The sequence below is a fragment of the Streptomyces cyaneofuscatus genome (genome assembly GCF_000718135.1).
In the GTDB taxonomy this organism is placed as follows: Bacteria; Actinomycetota; Actinomycetes; order Streptomycetales; family Streptomycetaceae; genus Streptomyces; species Streptomyces cyaneofuscatus.
Genome location: NZ_JOEM01000018.1, coordinates 119,435 through 141,027, shown reverse-complemented (window position 1 = coordinate 141,027; position 21,593 = coordinate 119,435). Strand labels below are relative to the sequence as shown.

Genomic DNA, 21,593 nt, shown 5'->3' with positions numbered 1-21,593 from the left:
ACGAAACATGGACGTCGGCCGGATGGCGGCGCACGGCTCTGCGGCGCGCCGGAGCGCGGTGCGAAGGTGGACGGCATGGAGAACACCCCGCTCGCCCCGCCGCACGCCCTCGCTCCCGCCGCCGCGCGGGGCCGGGTCCTCGTCGTGGACGACGACCCGACCGTGGCCGAGGTCGTCGTCGGCTATCTGCACCGCGCCGGGTTCGCCGTCGAGCGGGCGGGGGACGGGCCGGCCGCCCTGGAACGGTTCGCGGCGGCCCGGCCCGACCTCGTCGTCCTGGACCTGATGCTGCCCGCCATGGACGGGTTCGAGGTGTGCCGCCGGATGCGCGCGCACGGGCCGGTGCCGGTCATCATGCTGACCGCGCGCGGGGACGAGGAGGACCGCATCCTCGGCCTGGAGACCGGGGCCGACGACTACGTCACCAAGCCGTTCAGCCCGCGCGAACTGGTGCTCCGGGTCGAGTCCGTGCTGCGCCGCGCCGGGGCCGGAGCGCCCGCCGCCGAGGGGGCCCGGCCGCTGTCGGGCGCCGGGCTGCGGCTGGACCCGGTGGCCCGCAGCGCGTCCCGCGACGGCGTGGGACTCGCCCTGACACTGCGGGAGTTCGACCTGCTCGCCTTCCTTCTCCGGCATCCTGGCCGGGCGTTCGGCCGGGAGGAGCTGATGCGGGAGGTGTGGGGCTGGGACTTCGGCGACCTGTCCACGGTGACCGTCCACATCCGCAGGCTGCGCGGCAAGGTCGAACAGGACCCGGCTCGGCCCCGGTTGATCCGCACGGTGTGGGGGGTGGGGTACCGGCTGGACCTCCCGGGCGACGGGGCGGCCACCGAGGTCGCGGAGGACGCGGGGGTCACGGAGGCCACCGAGGTCGCGGAGGACGCGGCGGTCACGGAGGCCACCGAGGTCGCGGACGCCACGGAGGCGGCGGCGGTCACGGCCGCCACGGCGGTCGCGGAGGCCACCGGCCGTACGGAGGGAGCAGGCCGTGCGTGACCTCTTCCTCATCGCGCTGTTCGCCTTTCTCGGTGCGGCTGCCGCCGGGCTGCTTGGCGCGCTCGTCCTGCGCCTCCTGCGGCACCGCTCGCTGGTCGTCTCGGTGACCGTCGTCGCCGGGGTGGCCGTCACCGCGATGCTCGCCGGGACGCTGACGGTCGCCTGGGCGATGTTCCTGTCCTCGCACGACCTGTACGTCGTCACGACCGTCGTCGCCATGGCCGCCGTGGTCTCCCTCGCCACCGCCGTACTCCTGGGCCGCTGGGTCGCCGCCCGCAGCCGTGAACTGACCCTGGCCGCAAGGTCGTTCGGCGAAGGCGGCACCTTCGCGGCGCCTGCGGGGCAGCCAACCGCCGAACTGGCCGCGCTCACCCGCGAGCTGGCCGCCACCAGCGCCAAGCTGGACAGCTCACGGGAGCGCGAGCGGGCCCTGGAGAGCTCGCGGCGCGAACTCGTCGCCTGGATCTCGCACGATCTGCGCACGCCGCTGGCGGGGCTGCGGGCGATGGCCGAGGCGCTGGAGGACGGCATGGCCCCCGACTCAGGGCGCTATCTGCGGCAGATACGGACCGAGGTGGAGCGCATGAACGGCATGGTCGGGGACCTCTTCGAACTCTCCCGCATCCACGCCGGCTCCCTCACCCTCGCCCCGGCCCGGATCTCCCTCTACGACCTGGTCGACGACGCACTGGCCGGGGCCGGACCGCTGGCGCGCGAACGCGGGGTGCGACTGGTGGGCGACCGGATCGAGGCGGTGCCGGTGGAGGTGGACGGCAAGGAGATGAGCCGGGTGCTGGGCAATCTTCTGATCAACGCCATCCGCCGCACCCCGGCCGACGGCACGGTGGCCCTGTCTGCGCACCGTTCGGACGGCGGGGTCGTGCTGTCGGTGACCGACGGCTGCGGCGGCATCCCGGAGGAGGACCTGCCCCGCGTCTTCGACACCGGCTGGCGCGGCAGCCACGCCCGTACGCCCCCGGCCGGCGCGGGCCTGGGCCTGGCCATCGTGCGCGGCATCGTGGAGGCGCACGCCGGGCGCGCCGAGGTCCGCAACGTCCAGGGCGGCTGCTGCTTCTCGGTCACGCTCCCGGCGGTGTGAGGGTCGGGCGCTCGGCCTGGTCCGGTCGGTCCGGTCCGGCCCCCGGTCCCGCCGTGGCATGACAGCGTCATCACCCGTTCATGCCCCGTCCGTACGGGCGTCGCCGCGCCTTGCGATCTTTCCAGCGAAGAACGCGTACGGGTGTGGGGAGAGGACGTCATGAACAGAGCGAGTACCGGCCTGCCCCGGCGCGGGGCCCGGCTGCTGGCCGGAGTGCTGGCGGCGGGCACGGTCGTCGTCGGCGCCTCCACCGGGGCGGTCGCGGCGAGCCCCGGTAGCGCCGGGGGCGCGGGCGGTGCGGGGGCGTGCGCCGGGAGCGGGCCGCTGCCGCGCGCCTGCGCCCAGCCGGGCGATCTGATCGACGTCACCCTCGGCGAACTCCACCCGACCCAGGCCGTACTCGGCTTCGACCAGGTCTTCTACAAGCTCGGCCGGTACGGCGGCGACCGGGACGAGGCGGCGGGCGGCTTCAACAAGCGCTTCGACGACTGGTGCGAGACCAACGGCCAGGGCGAGGCCGCCTCGGTGAGCCCCGGCGCCCGGCTGGACGACCCGGCGAGCTTCACCTGCACCGTGCCGCTCGGCCAGGAGACCGAGAAGTCCGTCGCACCGATGAAGACGGCCGTCATCGGCCCCGGCGGGAAGCTCTACCTCACCGACGGGCACCACACCCTGACGTCCTTCCTGGAGGGCCCCGACGGCTCCGCCCGGCTGCCGATCCGCCTCCGCGTCACCGACAACTTCAGCTCCCTCTCCACCACCGCCTTCTGGCAGCGCATGACCGCCGAGAAGAAGGTCTGGCTGCGCGACGAGAACAACAAGCCGCTGGCCGTGGACCAGCTGCCGGACCGGCTGGGGGTCACCAACTTCCGCGACGACCCGTACCGCAGCCTCGTCTACTTCACGCGCGACATCGGTTACGAAGTCCCGGACGGGGCGACCGAGTTCCTGGAGTTCTCGTGGGGCTCCTGGCTGCGCGGGGAGCACGACACGGCCGCGTACGACCTGACCTCCCCCGGCCCGTACCTCGACCTGGTCAAGAGCGCCTCGAAGTCCATGGCCGCGCTCGCCCCGGACGCGGTCGTCGACGACGGGAGGACCGCCGCCCAGCTGGGCCGGATCGCGGAGTGGAACGGCGGCAAGAAGGAGACGGGCGGGGAGTTCGCCAAGCTGAGCAAGCCCCTGACGGACGCCAAGCCGGGCAAGCTCGCCGAGGCCCTCGACTACAAGTCCCGGGTGCTGCGCGCCCCCGCCTGCACCACGAAGATCACCGGCGTGCGCAACGGCCCGCTCACCGTCACGAGCGGCGTCACCTGCGTCGACCGCGCCGCCCTGCGCGGCCCGGTCACCGTCCGCGCCGGCGCCGCCCTCGTGCTGACCGGCTCCACGCTTCAGGGCCCGCTCCAGTCCGACCGCGCCGCCGCGGTCCACGTGTGCGGGTCGGGCGTCACCGGGCCGCTGGCCATCAGCCGTACGACCGGACCCGTCCGGCTGGGCGGCCCGGGCTGCACCGCCAACGCGGTTACCGGGGCCGTCGTCCTGACCGGCAACACCGGGGGCGTCCTGCTCGCCGCCAACAAGGTCACCGGTCCCGTGGCGTGCTCCGGCAACCTTCCGGCACCGGACACCACGGGCCGGGCCAACGAGGTCCACGGCCCGCGCACGGGGCAGTGCGCCGGGGTGTGAGCCCGCGCTGACCCAGGCTCACCCGGCCTGTTCCTACGGCGCCTCAGCCCCCACGGGCTGGGGCGCCGCCGCGATCCGAGAGGCTTCGGCCCCCCGCAGCCCGGCCCGCGCGAACTCCGCCATCCCCGCCGCGAAGCCGACCCCCGGCCGCCACCCCAGCTCCTCGCGCAGCCGCAGCGAGTCCGCCGTGACATGGCGTACGTCGCCGAGACGGTACTCCCCGGTCACCACCGGCTCCGGCCCGCCGTGCGCGGCCGCCAATGCCGTGGCCATCTCGCCGATCGTGTGCGGCTCGCCGCTGCCGCAGTTGTACGCGGTGAACGAAGCGGCCCGGCGCTCCCGTACCGCCTCCAGGGCCACCGCGTTGGCCGCCGCGACATCGCGGACGTGGACGAAGTCGCGGCGCTGGCGCCCGTCCTCGTAGACCCGGGGCGCCTCGCCGCGCGCCAGGGCCGAGCGGAAGAACGAGGCGACCCCGGCGTACGGGGTGTCGCGCGGCATCCCCGGCCCGTACACGTTGTGGTAGCGCAGGGACACCGCCCGGCCCCCCGTCGCCCGGGCCCACGCGGCGGCCAGGTGTTCCTGGGCGAGCTTGGTGGCGGCGTACACGTTGCGCGGGTCGGCGGGCGCGTCCTCGGAGACCAGGCCCGGCACCAACTCCGTACCGCAGTCCGGGCAGTGGGGCTCGAAGCTCCCCGCCCGCAGCCCGGCCTCCGGGCGCGGGCCGGGCCGGACCGTGCCGTGGTGCGGGCAGTCGTAGCGGCCCTCGCCGTAGACCACCATCGACCCGGCCAGCACCAGGTCCCGCACCCCGGCGGCGGCCATCTCGGCCAGCAGCACCGCCGTACCCAGGTCGTTGCACCCCACGTACAGCGGCGCGTCCGCGAAGTCCTTGCCCAGGCCCACCATCGCCGCCTGGTGGCAGACCGCGTCGACCCCGGCGAGCGCCCCCGCCACCGCCTCCCGGTCCCGGACATCCCCGACGACCAGCCGGGCCCCGGGGATCTCGGGGACCGTGGCGCCGGGGTGGGCCGAGGGGAGCAGGGCGTCCAGCACCACGCTCTCGTGCCCGGCCGCGGCGAGTGCGGCGACGATATGTGACCCGATGAACCCGGCTCCGCCGGTGACCAGTACGCGCATGGCGGCCACGCTAGGGGCGAGGCGACCGCCGGGCGGTGCGCGGCGCACCCGTGTCACGGGACCGTAAGGACTGCCGCGCGCCGGGGCGTACGGGGAGGCCGGGCGCCCGGCCGCGCGTACGGGAGGGGAACGCCCAGCCGAAGGCGCACGGGAGGCGACGGCTCAGCCGAACGCGTACGCCACCGTCGTCGCCGCCCCCAGCGCCGCACCCGCCACGGTCTGCGCGACCGTGTGGTAGCCGAGGGCCACCCGCGACCAGCAGACGGCGACCGTCAGCGTGTACGCGGCCAGCCACCACGGGGAGTGCACGACCGCGAGCAGGGCCACCACCGCCGAGGCCACCGCCGAGTCGACCGAGATCTTCCACACCGTGTTGACGGCCAGCAGCCCGATCGTCATCACCCAGAGCGCGAGCATCGCGACGAGGATGCCGCCCGGCGCGTTCCCGAGGACCATCACCACCGAACCCGCCCCGATGGAGCCGAGGATGACGAAGAAGATCGGGGCCCGTTTCGTACGGTCCACGACATGGCGGTCGCCCCAGGTGCCGCGTCCGCGCTCCCACTCGATGTACCCGGCCGGGATCAGCCCGGCGCAGAGCGCCCCGAGGAACCCCCAGAGCAGCCCGGTCCAGTCGCCCGCCGCGGCGAGCCCGATGCCGAGCATCCCGGCCAGCAGGGCGTTGCGGGGCTGGAGCACGTCGGTGACGGTCCGCGCGAGGGTGGTGTGCTCGGCGGTGGTGGTGGTGCTCATGAGGTCTGCTCCGTCGTCTCCGATGTACGGGCGGTCTCCGATGTACGCGTCGTCTCCGCTGTACGGGTGGTCGCCGCCACGAGCACCTCGCGGGCGCGCTCCACCGTGACCGTCCGGTACGCGGCGGCGACCCGCTCCAGCCGGGCCACCTCGCCGTCCTGGTCGGCGGCCTGCTGGGCGGCGACCGCGGCGGCGGGGCCCGCGGGCGCGCCGGACTCCTTGGCCAGCAGGGCGGCCCGGATCCAGTACGCGTCGCCGAGCGCCGCCGCCCGGCGGGTGTCGGCGGCGTCCCGGGCGGCGGCCTCCTCGGACGCGGCCACCAGCTCGTCGGGGACGTAATGGCGCAGCTTCTCCACCGCGTCCGCGATGTCGGCGGCCCAGCGGTCGATGCGCAGGTCGGCCGGGGCGCTGAACCGGGTGAGCTCCCGGGGCAGGGAGGCGGGCGGATCGAAGGGCTGGTCGGGGAAGGACGCCATCAGCTCGTACCAGAGGGCGTGCAGCCGGACCTGGGCCCGCCACAGCCGCACCCGGCGTGCGCCGGTGCTGAAGGCGGGGACGGACGCGCCGAGGGCGAAGAAGGCGAAGAGGACCAGCTGCGCCGCCTCGGTCACCTGGTCGAAGCGGAGGGCGAACGCCTCGCTGGGCTCGTCCACCACGCTGACCCAGAGGAACAGGGTCCGGCTGACCGTGTAACCGACGCCGATGAACATCGCGAACGTCATCATCCCGAGCCCGATGCGCAGATGGCGGCGGTGCGCGTCGGCTGTGGCCAGCGCCCACTGGAAGGCGCAGACGGCGGAGGCGGCGCCGAGGTAGAGGTAGAAGACGCTCATGTAGAGCGTGGCGCCCCACTCGCCGGCGTGGTCGGAGACGAAGCGGTCGGAGGGGACCGAGCGGTCGACCACGGTGAAGAAGAGGACGGTCAGCAGGATCAGCGTCGCCACGGAGGCCTTCGCCGCGACCTGCTGGACCAGCCGGGCGAACCGTACGTGGCGGGGGACGGTGCCCGCCTCGGGGTAGCTGCCGTAGATGGCGACGATGTAGCTGAGGATGGCCAGAATCGCCACCGTCGCGGTGTAGTGCTTGATGAGGACGGCGAGATCGGTGACGGCACTGTTGTTGAGTCCGGTGCGCACCGCCTCGGTCTTCGTCCACAGGGCGATCGCGAACCCGGCGTAGCAGCCCCACAGGGCCCGCCGTCTGCGGTCCTCCTCGTCTCCCCACAGGGCAGCGGGCATACGCCACAGGGCAACGGCTGTCATCAGGCCGGCTATCAGGTAGCCGGCGAGATCGAGGGGGGTCACAGCGGTTTCCGGGGGGTCTTGGGGATCCGGCGGATCCGGGAGATCAGGGGGAACGGTCCGCGTCGGCGGTGGGCCACCGGGCGGGACAGGGAGTCGGTCAGCCGCCCCACCATGTCATCGGTGGTGAGGTCCCGCGCCATCCGGGGGATCAGGGAGGCACCGAATTCGGCCATGCGTTCGTCGTGGGTGGCGTACTGCGCGCGGGCCTGCACGGTGGAGCCGCCGGAGGCGAAGGACGCGGCGGCCTCGGGGGAGATCATCCGGGCGATCAGCGAGGTGTCGAAGACCGGGAGCAGCGTGCGCAGTTGCTCGGCGTCGAGGGTCGTCCCGTGGTCGAACCACTCGTGGCAGAGCTCGTGCAGGATGACGTGCTCGGTCTGGTACGCGGTCGGCCTGCGGCGGTAGAGGACGAGGCTGGTGTCCCCGGCCTTCAGGCGCAGCCCGCAGGCGGCGTTGACGCGGACGAGCCGGTCGGGCATCTCGTGGAGCCGGATGGTGCGGCCGCGCGCCGCCTCCATGTTGGCGACCAGACCGGTCAGCGAGAACGGGGCCGGGATGGGCAGGTCGGCGAGCTGTGCCTCGCACTCTTTGCGCAGCTTCCGCAGGGACATGACACCGACGCTACGTGCCCTGCGGGCGGTTCGGCGACCTCTCCCCCGACCTCTCCCCCGAGCTCTCGCCCGCTCGCCCCTGCGGGCTGCCGTGCGGGCTGCCCTGCGGGCTGTCCTGCCGCGAGCTGTCCCGCGCCGCGTCCTCCAGCAGGGAGAGCGCGAACTGCAGCAGCTCCGGCGGGAGCCCCTCGTCGTCCAGCCCCCGTCCCGCCACCCCGCTGATCTCCCCGGTCCGCCGCTTGGCCAGGAACTGGAGCCCCGCCACGACGTCGTCGACGACCTCGGACTCCTCCTTGAAGAAGCGCCAGTCGACGCCGAACCCCAGCCCCAGGGCCTTGAGGATCTCCTCCGACGGCTGGGTGACCTTGCCGGCGAGGATGTTGGAGAAGTAGCTGTGCGAGAGGGATCCGCCGCGCTCCCGCACCAGCTCCGCGAAGACCCGGCCCGAGATCTTCTGGCCGGGGAAGGTCTTCTCGACCATGTACTCGACCTTTTCCCGCAGCGAGTTCAGCGGGGGCGGCCCGGCCGGCTCGGGCGTTTCGTTCCGTTCCGTACCGGGTTCGTCACCGTCGACCGTGGTCATCCGGGCCTCCATGCTCACCTCGGAGTCGGAACTGAGCTTGCGCAAACACTCTACGTCACTGTTAACTCGAAAAAACACGGGCAGGGGACCACGAGGGGAGTCCCTTGCCCGTGATGGCCGACGCCCCCGGCGACCGTCTCCGGGCAGCCCCGGAACCGTCTCCGGACAGGGGTGTAGCCCTTCACGACGGGGGATGCGTGAAGGGCTACGCCTGCATTATGGCCCCGCGGTCCGCCCGACGACAACTGACCAGTCGGTCAGTTCCATCGGCATGTCGGCCATCGCCCCGCCGCCGGTGGCCGAAACCTGTTCCGGCCGCGATAGACATGTCCTTCCCGGGCGATTAGGGTTTCTTGTGCAGTCAGGTGAAACAGCGGTACGCAGCAGAGGGGCACCCCGCAGGCGTACGGCGCCCCCGGGCCCTCGGTCATGCGTGACAGAAGAGGTGCAGATGCCCCCGGAGACCCCCTCGCACGCCATCGACCGGTTCGACGACGACGACTACCCCGCCTACACGATGGGGCGCGCCGCCGAGATGATCGGGGCGACGCCGGGTTTCCTGCGGGCGATCGGTGAGGCCCGGCTGATCACGCCGCTGCGCTCCGAGGGCGGCCACCGCCGTTACTCCCGCTACCAGTTGCGCATCGCCGCCCGCGCCCGCGAGCTGGTCGACGCCGGCACGCCCGTCGAGGCCGCCTGCCGCATCGTCATCCTGGAGGACCAGCTCGAAGAGGCGCTCCGCCTCAACGAGGAGCTGCGCGGCGGCGCGGACCGCTGAGCCCGCCCGGGGCCGCCCGCGCCCGGCGCCCGGAACATATCTGCATTCGCCAGCACAGAATTTCACGCAATGCGCGATGAGGCTTTTTCTTCCGCGATTTTGTTCCGCCATGCCGAGTGATATTCCGTTCAGCGTCTTCCGGTGCTGCCGTGCTACTGTTGATCTCAGTTGCAGTTGTGGTTCCCAAAAACTTCAAGTGCATCAGCCGACTCGATGTCGGTAGGTGCGCTTTTGTATTTCCGGTGTTCTTCCGGACGGGGTAATCATCGCGGCGACGTGGGGTCCGCACAGTGTGGGCCCACGGGCACTGCCCCTCCCCTAAGGAGATATGACATGGCTACTGGCACCGTGAAGTGGTTCAACGCGGAAAAGGGCTTCGGCTTCATCGAGCAGGACGGCGGCGGCGCTGACGTCTTCGCCCACTACTCCAACATCGCCGCCTCCGGCTTCCGCGAGCTGCAGGAGGGCCAGAAGGTGAACTTCGACGTCACGCAGGGCCAGAAGGGCCCGCAGGCCGAGAACATCACCCCCGCCTGATCGCTCAGGTAGTTCTGCGCAGCTGGGGCCCGCACCTTGGGGTGCGGGCCCCAGCTCGTTGCTGTTTCCGGGGCCCGCCGAGCGCGCCCCCTGACGAAGCCGCGTCCGGTGCACTGATTCCCGGCGGCCGGGCTTCGCTCCCCTTTGTCATTTCATCGGCTCGTTCTTGCGATTCTGGGTGCCGTTCACGGCCGCTTCCCGAAAAAGAATCCCTCGATACGTGCCCCATCGAGGAAAGGTTCTGCATGAACCGCGAACGTACCCCCCGCTCGAACGACCGATTCGCCCGCACCCGCTCCGGCGGCCCCTCCGGCGCCCGCAGCGGCGGCGCCCCCCGCTACTCCGGCGGTGGCGAGCGCCGCGCCGCCGGGTTCGGTGGCGGCCCCAAGCGCTCCGGTGGCTCCAGTCGTCGCAGCTCGGCGCTGAAGGGCGAGTTCGCCCTGCCGGTGACCATCACCCCGGCGCTGCCCGCCGCCGAGACCTTCGGCGAGCTGGAGATGCCCGCCACGCTCAAGGCGGCGCTCGTCGCCGAGGGCATGACCGTCCCGTTCCCGATCCAGGCGGCCACCCTGCCGAACTCGCTGGCCGGCCGTGACGTGCTCGGCCGTGGCCGCACCGGCTCGGGCAAGACCCTCGCCTTCGGCCTCGCCCTGCTGGCCCGTACCGAGGGCCGCCGCGCCGACGCCAAGCGTCCGCTCGCCCTGGTGCTCGTCCCCACGCGGGAGCTGGCCCAGCAGGTCACCGACGCGCTCACCCCGTACGCCCGGTCGCTCAAGCTCCGCATCGCCACCGTCGTGGGCGGCATGTCCATCGGCCGCCAGGCCAGCGCGCTGCGCGGCGGCGCCGAAGTCGTCGTCGCCACGCCGGGCCGGCTCAAGGACCTCATCGAGCGCGGCGACTGCCGGCTGGACCGGGTCACCATCACCGTCCTCGACGAGGCCGACCAGATGGCCGACATGGGCTTCATGCCGCAGGTCACCGAGCTGCTCGACCAGGTGAACCCGGAGGGGCAGCGGATGCTCTTCTCGGCGACGCTCGACCGCAACGTCGACCTGCTCGTCAAGCGCTACCTCAACGACCCGGTCGTCCACTCCGTCGACCCGGCCGCCGGTGCCGTCACGACGATGGAGCACCACGTGCTCTACGTCCAGGGCGCCGACAAGTACGCCACGACCACGGAGATCGCCGCCCGCGAGGGGCGCGTGATCATGTTCCTGGACACCAAGCACGCGGTGGACAAGCTCACCGACCACCTGCTGCACAGCGGGGTCCGGGCGGCCGCGCTGCACGGCGGCAAGTCCCAGCCGCAGCGCACCCGCACCCTGGAGCGCTTCAAGACCGGGCACGTCACGGTCCTGGTCGCGACCAATGTCGCGGCGCGTGGCATCCACGTCGACAACCTCGACCTGGTCGTCAACGTGGACCCGCCGAGCGACCACAAGGACTACCTGCACCGCGGCGGCCGTACCGCCCGGGCCGGGGAGTCCGGCAGCGTCGTCACGCTGGTGCTGCCCAACCAGCGCCGCGAGATGACCCGCCTGATGGCGGACGCCGGGATCACCCCGCAGATCGCCCAGGTCCGCTCCGGCGAGGCCGAGCTGAGCCGGATCACCGGCGCGCAGACGCCCTCGGGCGTCCCGGTCGTCATCACCTCCCCGCCCAAGGAGCGCTCCGGCCGCGGCGGTGGCGGCGCGTTCATGGGGCGTGGCACCAAGCGCGGCGGCGGGGCCCCGGCCCGTCGCGGCCGTGGTCCGGCCGTGCCGACGCCGGAGGCGCGTGCGGCCGCCGCGATGCGCCGGTCCAACCGCGCCGCGTAGCCCGCGCGGGGTGGCGGCGCACGCGCGCCGCCACCCTCCCCGTACGGCTCCGCCGTGCGGCCCCCCGAGCCACTCGACCCTGTTGAGGACCCATGCGCTGTGTCATCGCCCGCTTCCCCTTCGATCTGTTCAAGAACGAGGTCGAGGACTCGATGAAGGGCATCAAGCCCGAACCCGTCACCGGGGACGCGGTGGTCATCAGCCGCCGTGTCTACCCGGTCAAGCAGGTCGGCGAGGTGATCACCCGGCAGGACCGGCGTGACTTCTCCTCCGCCGAGGTCGTCCGGGCGCTCTCGAAGCTCGGCTTCACCTGCCGTACGGCCGAGACGGCGCCCGCCCCGGCCGCCGCTGCCGCCCGCACCCCGCTGGAGACGGCGTCCGCGCTCCTGGGCACCCCGGCGGTCGCGGCTCCGGCCCCCGCCCCGGCACCGGGTCCCGCGCAGGGTTCCGACAGCCTCTGAGCGGTCACCCGGCAGGGGTTGCCTTCGGCGGCCGCTGCCGGGCCCACTCCAGGCGGGGCTCCAGCAGCGGCCGCAGCAGGCTCCGTACGTACGGGGTGCACAGAGCGGTCACCATGACGGCCGCGCCGGCGGTGACGGTGACCGTGCCCAGCGTGGTGTCGAAGAACGGCTGCTCGTAGAAGCCCCCGTTGCGCAGGCCCCGGACGACGAAGCCGTGCAGCAGGTACCCGTACAGCGTGCAGGTGCCGAGCGCCGTCATCCAGCTGCGCCCCCTGGGCACCCAGGCCAGGAAGCAGGCGCCCAGCACGACGGCCGCCGCGAACAGCAGGAGCGTGGCCACCGGCCCGGCCCACCCGACGGTGTCCATCTCCTGGGCGCTGTTCTTCCGGAAGAACCACGAGGTCGACGTGCGGGGCACCAGCCAGTACGCGACCAGCAGCCCGAGCGCGAAGACCGGTACGGAGACGACGCGTACCCACGTACGCCGCAGAGCCGCGAAGTGCTCCGGTCCCAGCCGCAGCCCCAGCACGTAGAACGGCATGAACTGCAGGATGCGCTGGAGGGGCAGGGCCCCGTCGGCGGCGGGTGACACGGTCGCCACGGCGGCGACGGCGAGCGAGACCAGCACCGGGGCGCGGACCGCCTGCCAGATGGGGGTGGAGAGCCGCCAGAAGAACAGCGCGGGCAGGAACCACAGCAGCCAGTAGGGCTCCAGCAGCGACAGCGGGAGCTCCGGGTCGCGGGTGAGGCGGTGGAAGGCCGTGTAGAGGAGCTCGAAGATCAGATACGGCACCAGCAGGCTGGTGATCAGCTTCCACACCCGGTCCGGCCGCAGCTCGAAACCGCGCGAGAAGTAGCCCGCGATCAGGATGAACACCGGCATGTGGAAGGTGTAGATCAGGGTGTACGCGGCTTCCACCAGCCGCCCGCTCGGCAGCGGCTCCCACGCGTGCCCGACCGCCACCAGGACGATCGCCAGGTATTTCGCGTTGTCGAAGAAGTGGTCGCGGCCGTCGTCGGGCGGCTTTCCGGTCGTCGGCTTTCCGGTCTCCGGCTTTCCGGTCTCCGGGGTTCCGGCGGCGGCGGTGGGGCGCGGCTGCTCGGAGGTGAGGGGGGAAGGCATCCCGACACCCTAGGAGCGGCTCCCTCCGCTCGTCACGTCCTTCACTCCTCCCGGTGACCGTTCGGACTCCTGAGCGCTTCCCTCCGCGTCCAGATGCGGAAGGATCCGGTCCAGCGGGCCCGGGATCCACCAGGCGGACCGGCCCAGCAGGGTCATCACCGCGGGGACGAGCAGCAGCCGTACGACGGTGGCGTCGATGAGCACGCTGGCGGCCAGCCCCAGGCCCAGCATCTTCACCACGATGTTGTCGCTGATGATGAACGCGGCGAAGACGCTCACCATGATCAGCGCCGCGCAGGTGATGACCCGGGCGGTGATCTCCAGCGCGTGCGCCACGCTCGCCCGTGCGTCCCCGGTGCGCACCCAGGCCTCGTGGATGCGGGAGAGCAGGAAGATCTCGTAGTCCATGCTCAGGCCGAAGACGATGGCGAACATCATCATCGGCACGTAGCTCTCGATCGGCACCTTCCCCGACACGCCCAGCGCCGGGCCGCCCCAGCCCCACTGGAAGACCGCCACCACGACCCCGTACGAGGCGGCGATCGACAGGACGTCGAGCACGGCCGCCTTCACCGCGACGAGCAGCCCCCGGAAGACGGCCAGGATCACCAGGAAGGCCAGGGCCACGACGACCGCGATGATCAGCGGCAGCCGGCCGGCGACGATGTCCAGGAAGTCGACCTGGGCGGCGGTCGTGCCGGTGACGTAGGTGTCGGCGGCGGTGCCGGAGACGGCCTGCGGCAGGACGTCGTCGGTGAGCCGGTTCGTCAGGGAGGTGGTCCGCTCGTCCTGCGGGGAGGCCACCGAGTAGGCGGTGGCGGTCAGCACGTCGCCGTCCGATGTGGCGGTGAGCGGGGTGATCACGGCCGCGTCCGGGACGTTCGTGAGGGCCTTCTGCGCCTGGTCGGCGAGGGCGGAACGGTCGGAGGACGGCACCTTGCTCTGGTCGATGACGAGGGTCAGCGGGCCGTTGGAGCCGGGGCCGAAGGCGCTCGACATCAGGTCGAAGGCGCGCCGGTCGGTGAACGACTTCGGGTCGGCGCCGTCGCCGATGTGGCCGAGCTGGATGAAGAAGACGGGGAAGGACAGCACGGCCAGCAGCACCACCCCGCCGGCCAGGAACCACCAGGGCCGCCGCTCCACCCGCTGCGCGTACCGGTGCCAGCCGCCCACCTCCGAGCCGTCCTGCGCCGGTACGGTCTCGGCGACCGGCTTCCGTACGCGTACCCGGTCGATGCCGCGGCCGATGAGACCGAGGACCGCCGGTACGAGGGTGAGGGCGCCGAGCACCGCCGTGACCACGGTGACCGCGGCGGCCAGGCCCAGCTTGCCGATGAACCCGATGCCGGAGACCCAGAGCCCCGACAGCGCGATGATCACCGTGCAGCCGGAGAGCAGCACCGCGTGCCCGCTGGTGGCGGCGGCGTTCCCGGCGGCGGTCACCGGGTCCTGGCCGTCGATCAGGTTCTGCCGGTGCCGGGTGACCAGGAAGAGGGCGTAGTCGATGCCGACACCGATGCCGATCATCGTGGCGAGCGTGGGGGAGACGGTCGCGAAGGTCGCGGCGGCGGCCAGCAGGCCGAGCAGCGCGAGCCCGCACAGGGCGCAGACCAGGGCGGTGACCAGCGGCAGCACGGCGGCCAGCAGGCTGCCGAAGCCGATCAGCAGGACGATGACCGCCACCCCGAAGCCGATCGCCTCGCTGGTGCGGTCGCTCGGTTCGGGCCGGGCCAGTTCGCCGAGCGGTCCGCCGTACTCCACCTCCACCCCGGCCGAGCGCAGCGGCTTCACCGCCGCGTCGACCCCGTCGAGGTAGGACGCGCCCAGGGTGGAGGGCTGCACGCTGAAGCGGACGGTGATGTAGGCGGTCTTCTGGTCGGTGGAGAGCGGCCCGGTGTTCGGGTCGGGCGGCGGGGGCGGGGTGGAACCGGAGGACGGCAGCGGGTTCTGCGCCGAGAGCACGTCGGGCAGCTTCTCCAGGTCCGCGACGGCCGTGGCGACCTGGTCGGAGACCGAGGTGAGCGGCTTGCCGGCGTCGTGCAGGACCACTTGGGCGCTGTAGCCGCCGGCCTGCGGCGCGTGAGCCTTGAGGACGTCGAGGCCGTCCTGTGACTGGGTGCCGGGGAGCGAGAAGTCGTCGGAGTAGTCGCCGCCGTAGGCGTGCTGGAGGACCTGGAGCCCGGCGAGCGCGGCGACCCACAGCACGAGGACGGTGAGGAAGTGCCGGGCGCACCACTCGCCGGTGCGGCGCAGCGCGCCCCGGCGGTGCGGGGCAGCCTCCCGGCCGGCGCGGGCCGGTGAGGCCGGTGACGACGGCATGCGGCTCCCTGTCCTGTGCTGGCCCGTTCCCGAAGGCCCGGTGTTGCCCTGTTCCGCATTCAACGGCCCCCTCCGGCCCCCGGCATTCCGGCGCGGGGGAACGGGTGACGGGTGCGTGCCGCAGGGGTGGTGCGGGGGGTGACCCCACCGGGAGTCCACCGGCCTTCCGGATGGGCTGCGGGCCCGGGGCCGACCAGGCTTGGGGCATGAAGAACTGGACCCGTAAGGCCTTACTCCTCACCGTCTCCGCTGCCGCTGCGGCCGGCACGCTGGCCGCAGCCGGCGCGCCCGTGGCGCACAGCCGCCCGGCGGGCCGTGCCGCGCCCGCGCTCGTCTGGCACCCCTGCGGGCCGGTCGCCGGGGCACCGGTCCCAGCAGGGCAGGAGTGCGCCGAGCTGCGGGTCCCGCTGGACCACGCCGAACCCGGGGGCCGCACGGTCGAGGTGGCCGTCAGCCGGCTGCGCACCGACCGGCCCGACGCCCGGCGCGGCACGCTGTTCGTGATCCCCGGCGGCCCCGGCTCCTCCGGGGTGCAGCGCCTGGCACAGAAGGGCGGGGCGTTGCGGGCGGCGACCGAGGGGGCGTACGACCTGGTCAGCCTGGACCCGCGCGGGGTCGGCTCCTCCGTCCGGGCGAACTGCCGGATCCCGGAGGCGGACCGGCATCTGGTGACCCTGCGGTCCTGGCCCGCGCCGGACGGCACGATCACGGCGAACACCGAGCGCTCCCGCCGCACCGCCGAGCTCTGCGCCCGTAACGGGGGCCCGGTGCTGCGGTCCTTCACCACGGGGAACGAGGTCCGTGACCTCGACCGGCTGCGTGAGGCGCTGGGCGAGCGGAAGGTGTCGATCTGGGGCTCCTCGTACGGGAGTTACGTCGGCGCCGTGTACGCACAGCTTCATCCGGACCGGGTCGGCCGGCTGGTCCTGGACAGCACCGGCGACCCGGACCCGGGCCGGGTGGCGTACGGCTGGCTGGCCAACATGGCCCCGGGCGCCGCCGAGCGCTTCCCCGACTTCGCGGCCTGGGCGGCGGACCCGGCCCGGGAGACCGAGGGGCTGCGGCTGGCCCGGCGCCCCGGAGACGTACAACCGCTGCTCCTCTCTCTCGCACGGGAGTTGGACCGGCACCCCAAGGCCTCGGACGTGCCGTCCACGCCGCTCACCGGGAACCTGCTGCGGCAGGCGCTCCAGAGCGCGCTGTACAGCGATGCGGGTTTCGCGCCGCTGGCCCGGCTGGTGAAGGCGGCTCAGGACCCGGAAGGCCGCCCGGTGCTTCCGCCGGAGCTGGCCGGGCCGCTGCCGGACGCGGACGCGTCGATGACGGTCGCGGCGATCTGCAACGACGTGCGCTGGCCGGGACCGGCCTCCGGTTACGCCGGCCGGGTCGCCGCCGACCGGGCGCGGCACCCGCTGACGGCCGGGATGCCCGCCAACATCACGCCCTGCGCCTTCTGGACCCACGGCAAGGAGCCGAGGCCCACCCGGATAACCGGCGACGGCCCGTCGAACGTCCTGATGATCCAGAGCTTGCGCGACCCGGCCACCCCGTTGGCGGGGGCCCTGAAGATGCGGGCGGCGCTCGGTGAGCGGGCCAGGATGGTGACGGTCGGTCAGGGCGGGCACGGGATGTATCTGGGCAACGGGAACGCCTGCGGGGACCGGGTGGTCAGCGACTTCCTGGTGACCGGCAAGCGGCCCGCCCGGGACACCCACTGCCCGAACTGACCAGGTGGTGGCGGCAGGGTGTCATAGCGGCTGATTCCGGGGCGTTCCTTGCTATACACGAGCGATGGAGCACCCCGGGACCCTTGTCCTGATCATGGCCCTGGCGGTTCTCGCCCCCCTGCTCGGCTATGCGACCGGGCGGTGGCTGTCGGTCCCCGTCGTCATCTTCGAGATCGTGCTCGGCATCCTGGTGGGGCCCGATGTGCTCGGCTGGGCCCACCACGACCAGGTCATCGACACCCTGTCCGACCTCGGGCTCTCGATGCTGATCTTCCTGGCGGGGTACGAGATCCGGTTCGCCGAGGTCCGCGGCTCCACCCTCCGCCGGGCCGGCGGGGCGTGGGTGGTCTCGTTCGCCGCCGGGCTCGGGATCGCCCTGCTGCTCAGCGGGGCCGATGTGGCCAAGAGCCTGGTGATCGGCACCGCGCTCACCAGCACGGCGCTGGGCGCGGTGCTGCCGATCCTGCGGGACTCGGGGCGGCTGGAGGGGAGGTTCGGGTCGGTGGTGATGGCGTTCGGGGCGGTCGGCGAGTTCGGGCCGATCGTGGCGATGGCCCTGCTGTTCAGCGGGCGGAGTCCGGGGGCGGCGAGCGCGGTGCTGGCGGTGTTCGCGGTGATCACGGTGGGCGCGGTGTTCTGGGCGATGCGGCCGAGGCCCCCGTGGTTCGCCCGGATCATCGCGATGACCCTGCACAGCAGCGGCCAGTTCGCGGTCCGCTTCGTGATGCTGCTGCTCGCCGGGATGCTGGGGCTGGCCCATGGCTTCGGCCTGGACACGCTGCTCGGCGCGTTCGCCGCCGGGATGCTGACCCGGCTGGTCCTCCAGGGGGCGGTGCCCGAGCGCAGCGGGGAGATCCTGGGGCGGATCGAGGCCATCGGCTTCGGCTTCCTGGTCCCGTTCTTCTACGTCGTCACGGGTATCGACTTCGACCTCCGGGCGCTCCTGGACGGCGGCCGCCCGCTGCTGCTCCTGCCGGTCTTCCTGCTGCTGTTCCTGCTGGTGCGGGGCGTACCGGCGTACCTCCTGGCCCCGCGCGACCTGAAGGGGCGCGCTCCCCGGTCCGCGCTCGCGCTGTTCGCGTCCACGTGTCTGCCGCTGGTGGTGGCGATCACCGCGATCGGGCTGGACGAGAAGGTGATCGGTGCGGGGGAGGCCGCCGCGCTGGTGGCCGCGGCGATGGTGTCGGTGCTGACGTTCCCGCTGCTGGCGTTCCGGCTGCTGGGGAAGGGGGAGGGGGAGAGCGGCGCGGGACGGGATGCGCCGAGCCGGGCGGCGGAGAGCGGGGAGGCGTGGTGAGGGCCCGCCCTAGGGGGCGTCCTCCTCCGTCGGGACGCACAGCACGGGGATCTTGGACATGTGCAGCAGCTTGTGCGGGGTCGAGCCGAGCAGGGCCCCGCGCATCGGGCTCTCGCCCCAGGTGCCGACCACGATGACCCGGGCCCCGTGCCGGTCGGCCGCCTCCAGGAGCGCCTGCGGAGGGCTCTCGTCCAGCACCTCCACCCGCGCCGGTACGCCGGCCTCCTCGGCGGCCGCCAGCGCGTGCTCCAGGCCGGTGCGGCCGGCCTGCCGGATGGCGTCGTAGTGGCTGCGGTACTCGGCGCCGTCGCGCAGGCCCGGGGCGGCGGCGCCGTAGACGAGGACCAGCTCCTCGCCGTACGCGGCCGCCACCTCGATCGCGATGCGCAGGGCGCGGGCGGCGCCGGGGGACTCGTCGTAACCGAGGACGACCGACATCTCAGCGCTCCTTCAGGGCGGGGGCGTGCACCAGCTCCGGGTCGGCGACCCCGGGCCGCTCCTGCCAGAACACCGCGTCGCGCAGCCGCCACACCACCATGAGGATCACGCCGACCAGGGAGATGACGATGCCGATGACGAGCGGCGGGCCGAGCCCGAACCAGGAGGTGCCGCTGTAGGAGTTGGCCGGGTCGGACATGTCGATGACCGACCGGACCAGCAGCCAGGTCAGCAGCCCGGCACCGACCACCGGCCCCAGGCCGATGAGGACGAAGTTGCGCACGCTCTCGGTGAGATGGCGCCGGTAGTAGACGGCGCAGGCCACCCCGGTGAGCGCGTAGTAGAAGGCGATCAGGAGGGAGAGGGCGGTGAGCGAGTCGAAGAGGGCGTTGGTGGAGATCTGGTTGACCACCAGGTACCAGGCGATGGCGATCCCGGCGACCCACCACGTACTGACGTCCGGGGTACGGAACCGGGGGCTGATGTGCCCGAAGTGCCGCGGCAGCGCCTGACGGCGGGCCATCGACAGGGCGGTCCGGGAGGCCGGGATGATCGTGGTCTGGGTGGAGGCGATCGCGGAGGTGGCGACGGCCAGCAGCAGGATCCAGTCCCAGCCGCCCAGCACGTCCCCGGCGAGCTGGGCGAAGATGAACTCCTCCTCGCCCGCGTTCTCCGCCAGGAACGCCGTCCCCGCGAAGGCGACGACCGCGACGGCGACCGACAGGTAGGTCACCAGGAGCACCACCGTGGACCACAGGCCCGCCTTGCCCGGGGCGCTCGCCGAGTTCTCCGTCTCCTCGGTGAGGTTGACCGCGGACTCCCAGCCCCAGTAGATGAACACCCCGAGCAGCAGCCCGCCGGTCAGCGCGGCGCCACCCGCGCCGAAGGGGTCGAGCCAGCTCACGGACGGCTCGATGGAGTCGAAGCCGGTGGTGCCCGCGTACACCCGGTAGAGCGCCACCACGACGAAGACCAGCAGGAACGCGATCTGGAGGAGGATCAGGACGTTCTGCACCTTGGCCGACAGCTCGGTGCCGATGACGCAGAGTCCGGTCATCACGATGATCAGCAGCACGGTGAGGATCTGGCGCGCGAAGTCGTTCTCGACCCAGCCGTCGAGGCCCACCGCCAGCAGGGTGAAGCTCACCGCCACATCGGCCAGCGAACCGACGACCAGCACGCCGGTCATGGTGATCGCCCAGCCGCCGAGCCACCCGGCCCACGGGCCCATCGCCCGGGTCACCCAGGAGAACGTCGTACCGCAGTCCTGGTCGACCTTGTTGAGGTAGTAGAACGCCGAGGCGATCAGCAGCATCGGGACGAAGGAGGCGAACATGACGCCCGGGGCGTAGATCCCCACGAGGGCCACGATCGGGCCGATCACGGCGGCCAGCGAGTAGGCGGGGGAGGTCGCGTTGAGGCCGATGACGAGGGCGTCGACGAACCCGATGGCGTTCGGCTTGAGGCTGACCGCCGAGCCGTCGGGCCGCCCGCCGTCCTGCCGCCCGCCTTCCCCGTCGTGCACAGCGTCGTGGGCCATGGCTCCTCGATCCGGCCGGGCTCGCCGCAGGGCGCGGCGGGTGGTCCGGATCTCATCGTAAGAACACACCCTCACCGGCGCATTCCGGATGAAATGCCCTCACCGGGCAGGGGTCACCCGAACGGCCTGCCCCTCTGCGACACGCCCCAGGTCAGCGCGCAGGGTGGAGTCCATGTGGTCCCGCCGAATCGTCCTGGGCACCCTGCTGCTGCTCCTGGTCCTCCTGGTGTTCCAGGACGGCCCGGTGCCCCACGAGCAGCAGCGGGAGACGGCCGGCGGGCCGAGGCCGCCGCGCGGACTTCCGCAGCCGGCCGTGGTCAGCCGCCAGGAGTGGCACGCGGACGAGGGCCTGGTCCGGGAGGGCCCGCAGTACACGGGCGCGGCGAAGGCGGTCTTCGTCCACCACACCGGCAACCCCAACGACTACGCCTGCGAGGACGCCCCCGAGCTGATCCGGGCCGTGCAGACCGATCACGTGGAGAAGGACGGCTGGGACGACATCGGCTACAACTTCCTCGTCGACCGCTGCGGCACCATCTACGAGGGCCGGGCGGGCGGCGTCGGACGGTCGGTGCTCGGCGCCCACACCAAGGGGTTCAACGCCGATACGGTCGGCATCGCGGCGATCGGCACCTTCGGTGAGGGCACCGAGGTGCCGAAGCCGATGATGGACGCGCTGGTGGAGCTCGCGGCCTGGAAGCTGGCGCCCGGTGTCGACCCGCTCGCCACGGTGGAGCTGGTCTCGACGAACGCCGAGAGCCGTTTCGACGAGGGCCAGGTGGCCCGGCTGAACGTCATCTCCGGCCACCGCGACAGCTACGAGACCCGCTGCCCGGGCGATGTGCTCTACGGGCTGCTGCCGCAGCTGCGCGAGCGCGTGGCCCGGCTGCGGGACTCCGCCCCGGGGAACGCGGCGAACCCGCGGCTGCGCCCGTACTTCTGAAGTCGTGCCGCCGGACTACCGCGCGACGAACTGCGTGAGTATCGCCTGCACCTCGTAGATGTCGACGCCCTTCGTGAACGTCTTCTGGAGCGGGGTGGGGTTGCCCGAGATCCAGATCTTCAGCTCCGCGTCCAGGTCGAACGTCCCGGCCGTCTCCACCGCGAAGTGCGTGATGCTGCGGTACGGCACGGAGTGGTACTCGGTCTTCTTGCCGGTGATGCCCTGCTTGTCGACGAGGATCAGCCGGCGGTCCGTGAACAGGATCGTGTCGCGGATCAGCAGGAACGCGGCGTGCACCTGCTCGCCCTGGCCGAGGAGCCGTTCGTAGTCCTGCTGGGCGGTGGCCGGGTTGATGGTGTGCGCGTTGCCGAACAGTGCCATGGGTGCCCCGTCTCTCGGATCTCTCGGACCTGTCGTACATGAGTACGTGTACGGCAGTTGTCT

20 protein-coding genes are annotated in these 21,593 nt (G+C 72.6%); 10 read left to right on the top strand and 10 right to left on the bottom strand.

The window, feature by feature from the left end; genetic code table 11:
* Positions 1 to 75: 75 nt before the first annotated feature.
* The 3 genes from IF17_RS0127375 to IF17_RS0127365 all read left to right on the top strand — a co-directional run bounded on the left by IF17_RS0127375 (position 76) and on the right by IF17_RS0127365 (position 3,778).
* On the top strand, positions 76 to 993 hold the full coding sequence (locus tag IF17_RS0127375; RefSeq protein ID WP_030571202.1) for a response regulator transcription factor: 918 nt from the start codon (positions 76 to 78) through the stop codon (positions 991 to 993).
* Positions 986 to 2,092, top strand: a complete 1,107-nt coding sequence (locus IF17_RS0127370; RefSeq protein WP_030571199.1) for a sensor histidine kinase — start codon at positions 986 to 988, stop codon at positions 2,090 to 2,092. The genes IF17_RS0127375 and IF17_RS0127370 overlap by 8 nt, the downstream gene beginning before the upstream one ends.
* Positions 2,093 to 2,251: 159 nt before the next feature.
* On the top strand, positions 2,252 to 3,778 hold the full coding sequence (locus IF17_RS0127365; RefSeq protein WP_030571196.1) for a ParB/Srx family N-terminal domain-containing protein: 1,527 nt from the start codon (positions 2,252 to 2,254) through the stop codon (positions 3,776 to 3,778).
* A gap of 33 nt (positions 3,779 to 3,811) precedes the next feature.
* Here the strand turns inward: IF17_RS0127365 and IF17_RS0127360 are convergent, their stop codons facing one another.
* From IF17_RS0127360 to IF17_RS0127340, 5 genes are all read right to left on the bottom strand, one after another.
* Positions 3,812 to 4,918, bottom strand: a complete 1,107-nt coding sequence (locus tag IF17_RS0127360) for an NAD-dependent epimerase/dehydratase family protein (RefSeq protein WP_032772663.1) — start codon at positions 4,916 to 4,918, stop codon at positions 3,812 to 3,814.
* Between the two features lie 162 nt (positions 4,919 to 5,080).
* Positions 5,081 to 5,671 (bottom strand): hypothetical protein, encoded by a 591-nt coding sequence (locus IF17_RS0127355; RefSeq protein WP_030571191.1) that lies wholly within the window; start codon positions 5,669 to 5,671, stop codon positions 5,081 to 5,083.
* Entirely contained in the window at positions 5,668 to 6,975 is a 1,308-nt protein-coding gene (locus tag IF17_RS0127350) for an MAB_1171c family putative transporter (RefSeq protein WP_030571188.1), read from the bottom strand. The genes IF17_RS0127355 and IF17_RS0127350 overlap by 4 nt, the downstream gene beginning before the upstream one ends.
* Positions 6,972 to 7,586: a hypothetical protein gene (locus tag IF17_RS0127345; protein WP_032772662.1), complete on the bottom strand. Its 615-nt coding sequence runs from the start codon at positions 7,584 to 7,586 to the stop codon at positions 6,972 to 6,974. Before IF17_RS0127345 ends, IF17_RS0127350 begins: the two co-directional genes overlap by 4 nt.
* Positions 7,587 to 7,596: 10 nt before the next feature.
* On the bottom strand, positions 7,597 to 8,214 hold the full coding sequence (locus IF17_RS0127340; protein ID WP_032772661.1) for a hypothetical protein: 618 nt from the start codon (positions 8,212 to 8,214) through the stop codon (positions 7,597 to 7,599).
* Positions 8,215 to 8,620: 406 nt separating this feature from the next.
* Here IF17_RS0127340 and IF17_RS0127335 point away from each other — a divergent pair, with 406 nt between their 5' ends.
* The 4 genes from IF17_RS0127335 (at position 8,621) to IF17_RS0127320 (ending at position 11,762) form a co-directional block, all read left to right on the top strand.
* Positions 8,621 to 8,947: a MerR family transcriptional regulator gene (locus IF17_RS0127335; protein WP_030571179.1), complete on the top strand. Its 327-nt coding sequence runs from the start codon at positions 8,621 to 8,623 to the stop codon at positions 8,945 to 8,947.
* Positions 8,948 to 9,280: 333 nt separating this feature from the next.
* Positions 9,281 to 9,484 (top strand): cold-shock protein, encoded by a 204-nt coding sequence (locus tag IF17_RS0127330; RefSeq protein ID WP_015609674.1) that lies wholly within the window; start codon positions 9,281 to 9,283, stop codon positions 9,482 to 9,484.
* A 245-nt stretch (positions 9,485 to 9,729) separates the two neighbouring features.
* The gene (locus tag IF17_RS0127325; RefSeq protein WP_030571177.1) at positions 9,730 to 11,301 is read left to right on the top strand and encodes a DEAD/DEAH box helicase; all 1,572 of its coding nucleotides are present in this window, start codon (positions 9,730 to 9,732) and stop codon (positions 11,299 to 11,301) included.
* 92 nt (positions 11,302 to 11,393) lie between these two features.
* Positions 11,394 to 11,762, top strand: a complete 369-nt coding sequence (locus IF17_RS0127320) for an SCO5918 family protein (protein WP_051884138.1) — start codon at positions 11,394 to 11,396, stop codon at positions 11,760 to 11,762.
* Positions 11,763 to 11,766: 4 nt separating this feature from the next.
* Here the strand turns inward: IF17_RS0127320 and IF17_RS0127315 are convergent, their stop codons facing one another.
* Positions 11,767 to 12,885, bottom strand: coding sequence for an acyltransferase family protein (locus IF17_RS0127315; protein WP_030571170.1), 1,119 nt, complete (start codon positions 12,883 to 12,885; stop codon positions 11,767 to 11,769).
* Positions 12,886 to 12,894: 9 nt separating this feature from the next.
* Positions 12,895 to 15,204, bottom strand: a complete 2,310-nt coding sequence (locus IF17_RS0127310) for an MMPL family transporter (protein WP_030571156.1) — start codon at positions 15,202 to 15,204, stop codon at positions 12,895 to 12,897.
* Between the two features lie 206 nt (positions 15,205 to 15,410).
* On the opposite strand from IF17_RS0127310, the gene IF17_RS0127305 reads away from it, so the two are divergent.
* Positions 15,411 to 16,931, top strand: coding sequence for an alpha/beta hydrolase (locus tag IF17_RS0127305; protein ID WP_030571154.1), 1,521 nt, complete (start codon positions 15,411 to 15,413; stop codon positions 16,929 to 16,931).
* Positions 16,932 to 16,995: 64 nt separating this feature from the next.
* On the top strand, positions 16,996 to 18,228 hold the full coding sequence (locus IF17_RS0127300) for a cation:proton antiporter (protein WP_030571149.1): 1,233 nt from the start codon (positions 16,996 to 16,998) through the stop codon (positions 18,226 to 18,228).
* A 9-nt stretch (positions 18,229 to 18,237) separates the two neighbouring features.
* Here the strand turns inward: IF17_RS0127300 and IF17_RS0127295 are convergent, their stop codons facing one another.
* Both IF17_RS0127295 and IF17_RS0127290 read right to left on the bottom strand, forming a co-directional pair.
* Positions 18,238 to 18,666, bottom strand: coding sequence for a universal stress protein (locus IF17_RS0127295; RefSeq protein WP_030571146.1), 429 nt, complete (start codon positions 18,664 to 18,666; stop codon positions 18,238 to 18,240).
* A 1-nt stretch (position 18,667) separates the two neighbouring features.
* Positions 18,668 to 20,206, bottom strand: a complete 1,539-nt coding sequence (locus IF17_RS0127290) for an APC family permease (RefSeq protein ID WP_030571143.1) — start codon at positions 20,204 to 20,206, stop codon at positions 18,668 to 18,670.
* A 172-nt stretch (positions 20,207 to 20,378) separates the two neighbouring features.
* Between IF17_RS0127290 and IF17_RS0127285 the strand changes: the two genes are divergently transcribed.
* Complete coding sequence (locus tag IF17_RS0127285) at positions 20,379 to 21,149, top strand: peptidoglycan recognition protein family protein (protein WP_030571140.1); 771 nt, start codon at positions 20,379 to 20,381, stop codon at positions 21,147 to 21,149.
* 15 nt (positions 21,150 to 21,164) lie between these two features.
* On the opposite strand, the gene IF17_RS0127280 is transcribed toward IF17_RS0127285, so the two are convergent.
* On the bottom strand, positions 21,165 to 21,530 hold the full coding sequence (locus tag IF17_RS0127280) for a PH domain-containing protein (protein ID WP_018514034.1): 366 nt from the start codon (positions 21,528 to 21,530) through the stop codon (positions 21,165 to 21,167).
* Positions 21,531 to 21,593 lie beyond the last annotated feature (63 nt).

What these genes read in the sequence shown, in the direction of transcription:
- IF17_RS0127290 (WP_030571143.1), bottom strand. Translation starts at nt 20,206, where the DNA reads ATGGCCCACGACGCTGTGCACGACGGGGAAGGCGGGCGGCAGGACGGC.
- IF17_RS0127345 (WP_032772662.1), bottom strand. Translation starts at nt 7,586, where the DNA reads ATGTCCCTGCGGAAGCTGCGCAAAGAGTGCGAGGCACAGCTCGCCGAC.
- IF17_RS0127310 (WP_030571156.1), bottom strand. Translation starts at nt 15,204, where the DNA reads ATGCCGTCGTCACCGGCCTCACCGGCCCGCGCCGGCCGGGAGGCTGCC.
- IF17_RS0127360 (WP_032772663.1), bottom strand. Translation starts at nt 4,918, where the DNA reads ATGCGCGTACTGGTCACCGGCGGAGCCGGGTTCATCGGGTCACATATC.
- IF17_RS0127320 (WP_051884138.1), top strand. Translation starts at nt 11,394, where the DNA reads ATGCGCTGTGTCATCGCCCGCTTCCCCTTCGATCTGTTCAAGAACGAG.
- IF17_RS0127375 (WP_030571202.1), top strand. Translation starts at nt 76, where the DNA reads ATGGAGAACACCCCGCTCGCCCCGCCGCACGCCCTCGCTCCCGCCGCC.
- IF17_RS0127285 (WP_030571140.1), top strand. Translation starts at nt 20,379, where the DNA reads ATGTGGTCCCGCCGAATCGTCCTGGGCACCCTGCTGCTGCTCCTGGTC.
- IF17_RS0127355 (WP_030571191.1), bottom strand. Translation starts at nt 5,671, where the DNA reads ATGAGCACCACCACCACCGCCGAGCACACCACCCTCGCGCGGACCGTC.
- IF17_RS0127365 (WP_030571196.1), top strand. Translation starts at nt 2,252, where the DNA reads ATGAACAGAGCGAGTACCGGCCTGCCCCGGCGCGGGGCCCGGCTGCTG.
- IF17_RS0127280 (WP_018514034.1), bottom strand. Translation starts at nt 21,530, where the DNA reads ATGGCACTGTTCGGCAACGCGCACACCATCAACCCGGCCACCGCCCAG.
- IF17_RS0127325 (WP_030571177.1), top strand. Translation starts at nt 9,730, where the DNA reads ATGAACCGCGAACGTACCCCCCGCTCGAACGACCGATTCGCCCGCACC.
- IF17_RS0127335 (WP_030571179.1), top strand. Translation starts at nt 8,621, where the DNA reads ATGCCCCCGGAGACCCCCTCGCACGCCATCGACCGGTTCGACGACGAC.
- IF17_RS0127300 (WP_030571149.1), top strand. Translation starts at nt 16,996, where the DNA reads ATGGAGCACCCCGGGACCCTTGTCCTGATCATGGCCCTGGCGGTTCTC.
- IF17_RS0127315 (WP_030571170.1), bottom strand. Translation starts at nt 12,885, where the DNA reads ATGCCTTCCCCCCTCACCTCCGAGCAGCCGCGCCCCACCGCCGCCGCC.
- IF17_RS0127330 (WP_015609674.1), top strand. Translation starts at nt 9,281, where the DNA reads ATGGCTACTGGCACCGTGAAGTGGTTCAACGCGGAAAAGGGCTTCGGC.
- IF17_RS0127305 (WP_030571154.1), top strand. Translation starts at nt 15,411, where the DNA reads ATGAAGAACTGGACCCGTAAGGCCTTACTCCTCACCGTCTCCGCTGCC.
- IF17_RS0127295 (WP_030571146.1), bottom strand. Translation starts at nt 18,666, where the DNA reads ATGTCGGTCGTCCTCGGTTACGACGAGTCCCCCGGCGCCGCCCGCGCC.